The 12577-nt window shown below is 43.6% G+C and carries 7 protein-coding genes; 5 read left to right on the forward strand and 2 right to left on the reverse strand.

What is annotated here, in order from left to right; genetic code table 11:
• Positions 1–129: 129 nt before the first annotated feature.
• Positions 130–1233, reverse strand: coding sequence for a saccharopine dehydrogenase family protein (locus AC4II3_RS08380; protein ID WP_488009604.1), 1104 nt, complete (start codon positions 1231–1233; stop codon positions 130–132).
• A 569-nt stretch (positions 1234–1802) separates the two neighbouring features.
• Here AC4II3_RS08380 and AC4II3_RS08385 point away from each other — a divergent pair.
• The 5 genes from AC4II3_RS08385 (at position 1803) to AC4II3_RS08405 (ending at position 11803) form a co-directional block, all read left to right on the forward strand.
• Entirely contained in the window at positions 1803–2399 is a 597-nt protein-coding gene (locus AC4II3_RS08385; protein WP_488009606.1) for a LuxR C-terminal-related transcriptional regulator, read from the forward strand.
• 755 nt (positions 2400–3154) lie between these two features.
• Positions 3155–4513, forward strand: coding sequence for a chloride channel protein (locus tag AC4II3_RS08390; RefSeq protein WP_488009608.1), 1359 nt, complete (start codon positions 3155–3157; stop codon positions 4511–4513).
• A gap of 205 nt (positions 4514–4718) precedes the next feature.
• Positions 4719–4925 (forward strand): nitrate/nitrite transporter NrtS, encoded by a 207-nt coding sequence (gene nrtS, locus AC4II3_RS08395; RefSeq protein ID WP_488009618.1) that lies wholly within the window; start codon positions 4719–4721, stop codon positions 4923–4925.
• 30 nt (positions 4926–4955) lie between these two features.
• A complete protein-coding gene (locus AC4II3_RS08400) occupies positions 4956–5765 on the forward strand; it encodes an aminotransferase class IV (protein WP_488009610.1) in 810 nt (269 codons plus the stop codon).
• Between the two features lie 797 nt (positions 5766–6562).
• Positions 6563–11803, forward strand: a complete 5241-nt coding sequence (locus AC4II3_RS08405) for a PAS domain S-box protein (protein WP_488009612.1) — start codon at positions 6563–6565, stop codon at positions 11801–11803.
• A 20-nt stretch (positions 11804–11823) separates the two neighbouring features.
• Here AC4II3_RS08405 and ftsE read toward each other — a convergent pair whose 3' ends face one another.
• A complete protein-coding gene (gene ftsE, locus AC4II3_RS08410; RefSeq protein WP_488009614.1) occupies positions 11824–12495 on the reverse strand; it encodes a cell division ATP-binding protein FtsE in 672 nt (223 codons plus the stop codon).
• Between the last annotated feature and the right edge of the window lie 82 nt (positions 12496–12577).

The following is a 12577-nucleotide window of genomic DNA, read 5'->3' on the forward strand; positions in this document are numbered from 1 at the left end:
GGGAACAGTGATAAGATTTGACTATTTGAGGACTTAAATTGATTGTTATCACTGCCATTATTAAGTTTTTTGTACTGGTGCAAGAGCTCAGTTAAAGGAGGATTATCAAAGGGGATTTGGTATCAACACTCAAGCTTCAACAGTATTAATCTCAAGTCCTCGACTTTTTATAATTTGCTCAAATAAGGGCGTAGATAGGGCTTGTTCCACCGGCCAAACTCCTGGTTTATTGAGTTGACCAGTAAGCATCAGTTCAGCAATACTACCAGTACCCATCCCAGCAGCGACAGCAGTATTCTCATGGACTAAGGTTGAGCTAGCACGGGCTGATTTACCATCTTTGTAACCACTAACCTCTGAGCGAATGGCAACACCAACGCCACTAACGCGATCGCTTACATCGGTCATGATGTGGCTGACATGGGACAAAAACTCAATTCCAGCGGGATTTTTCAGCCAAGATGAGGGGAAGATGTGGGCAGCTATCCAGGTAAGATGATTATAAAAATCGGGAACTGAGCCAAATTTAGTGATGACGGTGTTAACGGGGAATGAGTCCACTAAGGTCAAGGCTTCTGGCATATCAAACCAGTAGACACCAGCTTTACCATAGGGAGTAGGGAATTGGATGGTTTCCCGTAGGCTATAAGGTTTAACGGTTTGCCACTGATTATTAATCCAAGCTTGAAAGGGTTCTTGCAATCCCAGGAAAGTAGTACGCATTACCGTCACTCCAGCACCACCAGAACCGGCAACTACATAGCTCAGGTGAATCCGTTCTGCAACATCTAACTGTTCCACATCGTGACGCACCATGCTATTGGAGATACCAGGAAAAATGCCAGAATTCACAATAGCGGTGACACCAGCAGCAGTAGCTTGTTCACGGAAGGCTAAGGCTTTACGGGTAAAAGCACGGTTGTCACTGACATCGAGATAGTTAACCCCTTGTTCGATGCAAGTGTTTAGGACAGTAGCGTCTCGGTAGAGAAACGGACCAGCACAATGGATAACTAGGTTGTGAGATGCGATCGCATTTTTTAACCCCTCCTGATCAGCTAAGTCTAGAGGAAGAAACTGCACGTGGGGCTGTAACTGTTGTGGCAATGCTAGGTCAAGTTTACCCTGACGTCCGGTAATCGTAATTTTCGCCTGAGTATGGGCAAGTAAGTCTTGGGCTACACTGTTCCCGATTCGTCCTTTGCCTCCTAGGATTAAAACCTGGTTTGTCATTAGATTATGTCTGCTTGAATACTTATCGCAGTTCTATCTTACGGTTGCTAGTTTCAGTTAATTTCATCATTGGATTCACGTCTAATTTAATTGTTTCCATTGGATTTTACTAATAGTAATTTTTTTAATTCTAGGGATTACTGTAGGAATTGTGATAATTTTTGATGCCATATTCCCTACTCCCTACTCCCTACTCCCTACTCCCTACTCTCTTTAACACTATAGCAATTTTAAGGGATTGAAACCTAAGAGAAGTCAGTCCGACTTTGGGTATATTTTTTCCCATCTTGCCCATCTGTCTCATCTTCCCCATCTCCATCTTTATAAATTATCCCGATGTTGTGCAAACCCCTTCAGGGTATAGGCTTTACTTGCGCCATCTGGTTAAGTTTTGTTACAAAAATGCGACATTCTGCATAAACGGTAAGGCTTAATCCTGATAAGTATTAAGACCCTTAACACTAGCAACTAACTACACTTTACCGCACATGACCTAGCTCCTCCAAACTGAGCAGTGCGAAATCGCCTTGTCACAGACTATCCAACTTTTTTTAGAATAGGTCTACAAGATGAATACTATCACTAACTCTTTAGAAAGAGCCAATACTAAAGCACAACAGTTAGATCAGGTTTTTTTACAAGGGATACTGGAAGGATTTATTGATGGCATTTTGATTCTGAGTAAAAAAGGAAAGATACTTCATGCCAATGAATCTGCTCGCCTTTTGTTGGATCAACTCACACCAGACAGTAAACCATCTAATTTGGTGCCTAAACAAATCTGGCGTATCTGCCAAGCTTTGAAATACAGTTTTAAGTCCTATCATTCTCAGGCAGTTATTATAGATTCTCATCTTACTACGAGTCAGTCAACTCCTGTTCGGATTCGAGTTCGATGGCTCAAATTAGAGTTATGTAAAGAGCCTTGTATTTTAGTTACTCTTGAAGACCAACATCAATCCATTCAAAATCTAGTGCTTGCAGAAGTTTACCACTATGGTTTAACTCCTCGTGAAGCAGAAGTCTGGTTATTGCGTCGAGTCAATTACTCCTATAAAGACATAGCCGCTAAGTTATTCATTACCCTCAGCACAGTGAAGAAGCACATGAAAAATATTCATGCTAAACGTAAGCTGACAGCTGTCAGCTGTCAGCTGTCAGCTTAAAATAAACCTCTAAGGGTGAGAATTTAATACTTCGAGATTAATCATAATTGAAAGTCTGGGGAAAAGGCCATCAGTAGAAGTAAGTCACATTAAACGAATCCTTGCCACTTTTCTTAAAAAACTGTTCCCGTAGCGCATTAGCTGAATGCTTACAGCTAAAAGCTTATGCCAGTGCTTTGCAGCTAGACCAATGATTTGAAGCGAGCAGTTCTGGACTAGCTGCTGCATCTGGCTTACCAATTAGAGGAGTTGCACTCGGAGGGTTTGTTGTAGTCTGTAGCAACACCCGCGACTCAGGCAAACTCTTGTCAGGCTTACCTCAAGCAATATTAGGTATTGAACCATCAGACTAGACGAGGGCAAAATTCCCCTAACCGATCACCCCTTATTCATTTAGGGTTTCCATTGTTAATGATAAGTCAGTTTTAAACGTTATGAAAACTACTTTATGCAAAAAATAATTTTAATTAATGCAAAATCAACATCAAGAAAATTTGGATGTGAAAACAGGGCAAACCCATGTAAATTCTAGAAGCCTTACTCAGACAAAAAGGCAAAAATAATAAGCAAAATTACTTATCCTATGAGTCTCATATCGAGTAAGCATTTCAAAATAAGATGCGAAGACTGCTGAATGTAAAAATAAATTTATTTTTATGTACTATATACATAGTGACTCTATCTATTTATGTTATTTTTGTTCATGATCAAAAAAGTAACCAATTTTCCTAAAAGACAACTGGGTCATGAGGACAATGACATCAGAGACAGCTGAAGTATTATCGGTAAATCAAAGGACTAATCAGACGGAAAAATCAGATAGCGACAATAAACCAGTCAAGCTAGCCTATATCCAACTAATCCTTTGCGCTACAGGGATTGGCATTGCTGGCGGATTAGTAGCAACTAGTTACTATTTTGTCCTAGAACAGTGTTTGCATTTGGTTTGGCATCGGTTACCGGAATTTCTAGAACCCTATTTTCCGACTTGGCTACCCTCTTGGAATTATGTGTGGATTGCCACTACCATTGGTGGGTTTTTCGTGGGCTTATCCCTCTACTTTTTGGGGTTACCCGGTGAAATGGCGTTGGTGATCGAAAAAGTTCACGATCCAGGTAGGATGGAGCCTCGTCAAACTCCTGGCATGATTGTGACCTCTCTAATTTCCATCACCGCTGGGGGGAGTGCTGGACCAGAAGCACCATTGGTACAGATTAATGGTAGCTTAGGTAGCTGGCTAGGAGTAAAGCTTAAACTAGCAATCAGCCATATCCGGATATTGACCTTCTGCGGGATGAGTGCTGCTCTTGGTGCCTTTTTTGGTGCGCCGATCGGGGGGGCATTGTTTGCCCTAGAAATTCCCCACCGCCGGAGTCTGGAATACTATGAAGCCATCGTACCAGCCATTGTCGCGTCAATTTTTAGCTTCTCTGTTTTCCGCTTTGGTACTGGGTTAGATGTGGGAGGAATTTACCGCTTTAACCTTTTTGATACGTTACCTACTCTGTCCTGGCTAAATTTAATTGATGGTGCATTACTCGGAGTTGCTGGTGGATTAGCTGCTATCGTGTTTATCTATATCTTTCGCTTTACCAAGTCTTGGATTAAATCGATTGAACATCGGCACATTTTGCTAGCTACACTAGGCGGATTATCGATCGGGTTGATTGCTGTATTCTTTCCCCAAACCCTATTTTTTAGTGAGGAGCAAATTGAAACAGTGATTGAACAAGGTCCCACTTTGGGGGTAACCATGTTACTGGGGATTGCCTTGGCAAAAATGTTTGCGATCAGTTTTACCCTCCACGGTGGGTTTAGAGGCGGATTTATCTTTCCTCTATTTTTCATCGGTGCCAATCTCGGTTTAGCTATCTCCATCGCCTTACCCGGAATTCACCCCACCATTGCTATGCTTTGCCTGATGGCAGCGGTGAATGTGGCTGTCACCAAAACACCGGTCAGTACTACCGTTATTCTTAGCGTTCTGTCTGATACCTCGATTCTTCCAATTATTGCTATTGCTAGCTTTGCCAGTTTCTTGTTAACTACTAATATTTCTTTGCTGAAAACTCAGCGATCGCGTAGTCAGGAGGGTATCCCAGTAAGAGCTTAAGAAGACTTAAGTCTAACTTAGTCAAGGATTGAGTCAGTCAACAAAATTCGTTTTTTTGTTGAGATGTTAGCTAATTGGGTAATTAAGAGTCAACTGCCAAAAAAAACCATCAGTTAGGTAAAATTGTATCGTTAACAGCTTCCTAGATAGGTACAGCGTGAAACCTCTAAAAGAGTTCTGTCTAAGTGTTGTTGATCGCCAATTGATGCCAACTGCGCTGAAGGTGGCTTTGGTGGTTGGCTCAGTTTTATTTGTGATCAATCATGGTTCTGCTCTCCTACAAGGACAGATGAATCGACAGCGATGGATTTCAGCTGGTTTAACCTATATAGTTCCATACTTGGTTAACATTCATGGTCAGTACACCATCCGTTCTCTGGCATTGGGCTCGAAGAGGAAAAGCCGATTATAATCGCAATTCTGGTTAATCACGATAAGAGCGATGTCAAAACCTTGCTTCTGGTACAATGCCCAGCTAATTGAGGGCAACTCCCTGAGCCTGACCATTGATGATCCAGGATTTATCTATGGCGCTACAGTTTTTACAACCCTACGAGTTTACCATCAGTCATTAGATCACCCACTAACCCATTGGACTAATCATTGCCATCGCCTCCAATCGAGTTTACAAGCATTTGGTTGGCAACAGCCGGATTGGGAGCAATTGCGCCAAGGAGCACAATCACTGATCACCCTTTACCCAGTGCTGAGAATTACCCTATTCCCCGATGGACGAGAATTGATTATGGGTCGTCCTCTGCCAGCCAATTTAGCCCAGTGGCAAGAACAGGGTATCACTGCTTGGGTAGCCCAGTCCCCCTCCGTAAAATTTCATCGCTGCTTACCTACTCACAAGACCGGGAATTACCTATCTCCATGGCGGGCGAAGCAAATGGCGCAAAATATGGGAGCACTCGAAGCGATTCTGGTAGATAATCACGGGAATTGGCTGGAAACTAGCACAGGTAACTTATGGGGATGGGGAGATGATCAGTGGTGGACACCACCAGTGGAAGCTGGAATTTTACCAGGTGTGATGCGATCGCATTTAATTGAGTGGCTGACTTGCCAAAATCAGAGAGTTCGTCAGGAACCTTGGTCACCCGAGTTGGTAAGACAGTTGGATGCGATCGCTTACACTAACTGCGTGGTGGAGGTTGTTCCCATTCACCGGGTGATTCAAGGAAATTCTGAACGAGTGTATGACCCACTACATCCAGTTTTACAAGACTTACGTCAGCTTAACTATTAACTTTTAAGTATTAACTATTAACTGTTAATTTACGAAAAACTTCCTACTCTGTTTATTGATCAGGGCTTGCCTTACATTAGCTGACAGCTCAATGCACCTCAAGTAGCACCATCTGTAGCCCATTAGCTGACTGCTTACCTTTAGTCTAAGCTTGAGACGTTCAAAGTAGGTAAGTATTCAGCTATCAGCGTGTCGCGTATCAGCTATTAGCTTAAGCGCTACGCGCACGCTACTTGAGGTGCTATTAGCTATCAGTTATCAGTCATTGGCCGTAGGCCACGCTACTTGAGGTGCTATCAGCTTTTGAATCAAACAGGTAAGTATTGGAATAATGCTGAGTTACATCTTTTGAATCAAACAGGTAAGCATTGGAATAATGCTGAGTTAGGTCAGCATTAGGCTAACGTCTGACGGCTGATGGCTGACGGCTGACGGCTGACGGCTGACTGCTTACCAAAGTAGTTGTTTGTACGGTATAGACCCAATGATGATTATCAAAAATTTAATTAGGTATGGATAAATCTACTTATCTTTCCCTCTGTTGATAATTATTTGGTAGCTAAAAAAATCTATGCAATTACAATTACCAAGTTTTAAATTTGGTGCTTTCTGATTCAACTAATAGATTAGATTCGGTAAATTTAAGGATATAGCTATACTAAAAATCCGTATTTATACGGTAAATTAATTCATCAAAATTGTGTAAAGTCAAGACATCTATTCAGAATGACAAGACAATTTTCGCGTCTAAATATATCAACAAGACCCCTATAAGGTCTGGGAGATAAGATCTCGGTATGCCCTACTCAATGGTTTTTGTCTGGCTCAATTTTCTCATAGAAACTGTCCCAATTAGCGATACAGATATAGCAATGAGTGGTATCTATGACTTACCGTTAGTTGTTCTATCCATTGCTATCGCCTCGATTGTGACCTATACGGTGCTGATTCTAGCTGGACAAGTAAAAACCTCACAAAAGACTAACCGTAAAGGTTGGCTGATTGGTGGGGCAATGATCATGGGAATTGGGATCTGGTCAATACACTTTTTGGGAATGCTAGCATTCCGCTTCCCCACACCTATCACTTATGATACGCCAATGGTACTGCTTTCTTACTGGGTAGCAGTGCTAATCTCTGGTGCCGTACTCTATAGTGTCAGCCGCATCAACAACCTCAGACAGTTAATGGTGGGCAGTGTGGTAATGGGATTAGCGATCGCATCCATACCCTACCTGCTGATCGCTGCCATGAGAATACCAGGGCTGATTCACTACAACCTCTTTTTTGTTGCCCTATCCGTTGTTATAGCCAGCTTGACATCGTTTTTCATCTTGTGGCTATCCTTTGATGTGGGGGTAGGAACCGGAAAAGTCCTTCATGGGTGGAAGGTTTGCTGGGCAGTGATCCTGGGATTAGCCATTACCTCTGTACACTATACAACCATGATGGCAGCCAAGTTTCCCGTTACTCCACCATTAGACACTGGGTTTTCTCCGACATTAAATACTTCGGTAGTAACAAGCACCATAGGGATAACTAACCTAATCATCTTCAGCCTAACCTTACTTGCCTCAAATTACGAGCAGAAAACGAGTAAAGCACTGCAAGCTCTTAGACAAGAAGCATTGCAAGAAAGCGAAAGGCTATTCCGGACAGTGATTCGAGAAATGCAGGTAGGGGTGTTGCTATTCGAGGCAAACACCGAATTCATGCTCTTTAATCAGGCGGCTCTGGATATACTGGGCTTCACCGAAAGTGAATTGTTGGATAAAAGTCCTTTTGGTTCAGATTGGACTATCATTCACGAAGACACCACTCCATTCCCCACTGAAAGTCGTCCTATCCAACAGGCAATTAGCACTCGTAAACTGGTAAGAAATGTGGTTATGGGTGTCCACAATCAAGCGACTAAAGATTGGGTATGGTTACTAGTGAATGCCGATCCCCAGGTGGGGGTGAATGGGTCAGTAGAGCAAGTCATTTGTACCTTTAGTGATATCACCAATCGTAAGCGAGCCGAGGAAGCACTGCAGCAAGCTGAAGCGAATTACCGCAGCATCTTTGAGAATTCAGTAGAGGGCATCTATCAGATTACACCCGATGGGCGCTTTATTAGTGCCAATCCAGCCTTAGCGAGAATCTATGGCTATTCTTCCCCAGAAGAACTAGTAGAGTCGATCACGAACGTTTCAAAACAAATTTATGTGGACACTGAGGCTCGTAACGAGTTTACTCACACAATCGCGGAAAATGGCGCTGTATCATCCATTGAGGCTCAGGCTTATCGCAAAGATGGTAGTGTAATCTCGATTTTGGAAAATGTGCGCCCTGTCCGAGACACTAATGGAAATTTGCTCTACTACGAAGGCTCTGTGGAAGACATTACCGAACGCAAGCGAGTTGAACTGGCCTTGCTGGAGAGAGAGGAGCAGTATCGGTCAGTGGTGGAAAATGTGCAAGAGGTTATTTTCCAAACCGATGGGGTTGGGGTGTTGACTTTTCTCAATCCAACTTGGACAGAAATGACGGGCTTTTCTATAGCAGATAGTATTGGTACTAACTTTATTGATTATCTCCATGCTGATGACCGTCAAACTAATATTGAATTGTTTCAATCCCTAATTACCCACAAACAGGAGTATTATCAGCAGGAACTAAGGTATCTTACCAAGGATGGCGGCTCGGGCTGGCTGGAAATTCATGCACAATTAACCCTAGATCCTGACAGTACTATCACAGGGACTTCTGGCACTATCCGAGATATTACAAATCGTAAATTAAGCGAGTCACATCTGAAAGAAAGTGAGAAACAACTGCGTCAAGTTATTGATTTAGTGCCTCATTTCATTTACGCCAAGAATCGAGATGGAGAGTTTCTTTTAGCTAACAAAGCAGTTGCGGAAGCTTATGGTACGACAGTAGATGAGTTACTATACCATCGGGATGAAGATTTTGCTCAGTCTTTCTTAAAATCCTTCGAGTTTAGAGAGGCGGATTTGCAGGTATTGGAGAGTGGAGAACCGACACACCTTCCAGAAGAGACGATCATCTATCCCGATGGAGAAAAGCGTATCATCCAAACTACCAAAATTCCCTTCTCCTTAGCAATTTCCCACATGCCAGCGGTATTAAGTGTATCGATTGATATATCTGAGCAAAAGCAAGCCGAGGAGGCATTACACCAGCAACTGACTCGTGTGATGCTACTCAAACAGGTGACCCAAGAAATCCGCCAAAGTTTAAACACTAAACAAATTTTTCAGACCACCGCCACACAAATTGGTCAAGTGTTTCAGGTCAATCGTTGCACCATTCATACCTATGTTTCCCAACCCTATCCTCGCATTCCTACAGTGGCTGAGTATTTAGAAAAGGGTTATCTATCGATACTGGATTTAGAAATTCCGATTCTGGGGAATCCTTATTTAGAGCAGTTGTTAGTCCAAGACCGAGCCATCAGTTCCCCTAATGTTTACGAAGACCCCCTTCTTAAACCGATGATCCCAATATGTTGGCAAATTGAAGTCAAATCCATGTTGCTAATTCGTACTTCTTATCAGGGGGAACCGAATGGTGTGATTGGAATACATCAGTGTGATGAATTTCGTCAGTGGAGTCTGGATGAAATTGAGTTACTCGAAGCTGTCGCTGACCAAGTAGGGATTGCTATTGCTCAGGCTCACCTGCTTGAGCAAGAAACCCGCCAACGAGAGCAATTGACTGAGCAAAATTTCGCCCTAGAGCAAGCTAGAAGAACTGCCGAAGCGGCCACTCAGGCAAAAAGCGAATTTCTGGCAACTATGAGCCATGAAATCCGCACTCCTATGAATGCTGTGATTGGCATGACAGGTTTGCTACTGGATACAGAGCTAACGTCCCAGCAACGAAACTTTGTGGAAACGATCCGCAATAGTGGGGATAGTTTACTCACCATCATTAATGATATTTTGGATTTTTCCAAAATTGAGTCTGGAAAGCTGGAGTTAGAAGAACAACCGTTTAATTTGATCACTTGCGTTGAGGAATCCCTAGACTTGTTGGCGGCAAAAGCAGCTGAGAAAAAATTGGAGTTAGCTTATCTATTCCATCCCAACACTCCACCTATGATTGTGGGAGATGTGACTCGGCTGCGCCAAATTATAGTCAATTTGTTGGGGAATGCGATTAAATTTACCCATACCGGGGAAGTGTTAGTTTCTGTAACCGCCCGAGAAGTGAGCACAGAGCAATGGGTTGATGGCAAAGAAAAAGAACAAAGCAATACTGCTAACTACTCCTACCCGTTGGCGTCTGCTTCTGACTACGGAAAACATTACTCTTTGAGTTTCCCTACTCTAGCCAATGGAAAAGACTACACTTTACAAGGAGGATTTGACCAGACGGAGTATATCAACGGGGTCAGGGGAACTAACGGAATACAGAACAACACCAGAGACAACACGAGAGTATTTTCACAGCCTCACCCCCAGATTTCCTCCCGCAACCCTAACACCACCAGATTTTCTCCTGCTTCGACCCAATCTTCAATCTACGAAATCCAATTTGTGGTGAAGGATACTGGCATCGGCATTCCTGAAGATCGGATCGACCGCCTGTTCCAGTCTTTTTCTCAGGTGGATTCCTCCACATCTCGCCAATATGGAGGCACAGGTCTTGGTTTGGCCATTTGTCAACGGCTCACCACCATGATGGGTGGCAAGATTTGGGTAGAGAGTCAAGTTGGTCAAGGCTCTAAATTCTATTTCACTGTATTGGCTAAACAGCCTGATCCGATCGAGGAACCTAACCTGCCAGTATCTCAGCCATTGTTAGAAGGAAAGCGGCTGCTGATTGTGGATGATAGTGCGACCAACCGCACGATTATCTCCGAGCAAGCCAAGTCTTGGGGTATGCTTACCCAGACAGCAGCATCAGGTAGAGAAGCTCTCGATTGGCTCAGTCAGGGGGATAAATTTGACATTGCCATTCTTGATGGGTACATGCCTGAGATGGATGGTTTTACCCTAGCAACGAAAATCCGCCAGGAGTCTGAAGGTCAAGCCTTGCCCTTGGTAATGCTCAGCTCAATGAGTCAATCAGATACAAAGCATCATCAGAGTCAGCTAGATATTGCAGCTGTCTTAAACAAGCCTATTAAGCAATCTCAGCTTTACGATGTTTTGACCCAGGTGATGAGCGGACAGCCGATCAAGATTAAGCGCACACCTGCTCAACACCTAAAACTTGACACTGAAATGGCGCAAAAGCATCCTTTGCGCATTTTGTTGGCTGAAGATAATATCGTTAACCAGCAGTTAGCCCTGCAACTGTTGAAACGGATGGGGTACCGGGCTGATGTCGCAGGGAATGGATTAGAAGTACTCCAAGCTCTTAGTCGTCAGCCCTATGACCTGGTTTTGATGGATGTCCAGATGCCGGAAATGGATGGCTTAATTGCGACCCAACACATTTGTGAACAATGGCCAGCTCATGAACGCCCCTGGATTATTGCCATGACTGCTAATGCGATGGAAGGGGATCGAGAAATGTGCCTGAGTGCAGGAATGGATGATTACATTAGCAAGCCGATCCAGGTACCAGAGTTAGTCCGTGCCTTGAGTCAATGTCCGCACCATCGTGAACCTCCCAACCCAGTACTAGCTGATCCAGCTGTTGACTTTTCGGTTGTGCAATCCTTAATCGACAGTATCGGAGAAGGGGGGGCGGAATGCTTGGTTAGTTTGATTGAAATTTACTTAAAAGATACTCCGAGGTTAGTAAAAAACATGGCTCAAGCAATTATTGAAGAAGATCCAAAAGCCATGGAAATTGCGGCTCACACATTAAAGTCTAGTAGCGCTACCCTAGGGGGGATAAATCTCTCCAAACTGTGTCAGGACTTGGAAAGTCTGGGGAGGTCGAAAAGCATCACTGGAGCAGCGGAAATTTTTGCGCTGCTTGAGTCTGAATACCAACAAGTCAGAGCAGGACTGACCGAGAGTGCTAAGAAAATTGAACAACAATGCTTGAGCCCAGTCCTCACCCATAATGTGTGATTTTTCGTAAACTATTGCCTCTAAAAAGGGCAATACAAACGACCTTCGCGCAGCTGTACTACTGGCTGATTCGAGATTCTGACTAAGTTTTCATTATGAGTTGTCACAATAACTGTAGTGCCTAGGTGATTGAGTTTCCTGAGAATGTTTAATACCTGCCACGAATTGTCGGGATCGAGGTTACCTGTTGGCTCATCAGCTAATATCAACGGCGGTGTACTAACAATGGCACGAGCTAGACTTACCCGTTGTTGTTCCCCTCCTGAAAGTTCCTCTGGAAAACAGTTGGCTTTGTCTTGCAAACCCACTAATTTAAGGGTTGGTGTTAGGCGTCGCTTAATTTCTTTGCGAGTAAAACTCTGTGCCCACAGCACAAAAGCGATATTCTCTGAAACAGTGCGCTTGGGAATTAGTTTGTAGTCCTGAAAAACAATCCCCAGGCGACGGCGTAGGAATGACAAGCGATCGCCTCGTAATTGCCCAACATTGAATTGATCGACAAATACTTTACCTTGGGTGGGACGCTGTTCACCATAGAGTAATTTTAGCAATGTGGATTTACCAGCACCAGAAGGCCCTGTGATAAATAAAAAGTCCCCTGACTTGACTTCTAGATTGACGTTAAACAAACCTCGGTTGTTGGGATAGGTTGTTGTGACTCCTTGTAATTGGATTATCGCTTTCTGGGTCATTGGGAATTAGGGAAAGAGAGGGAAGTGTGGGGAGATGGGGAGATGGGAACCCACCCCTAACCCCTCCCAGGAGGGGAATATG

It is taken from the genome of Moorena sp., assembly GCF_982860115.1.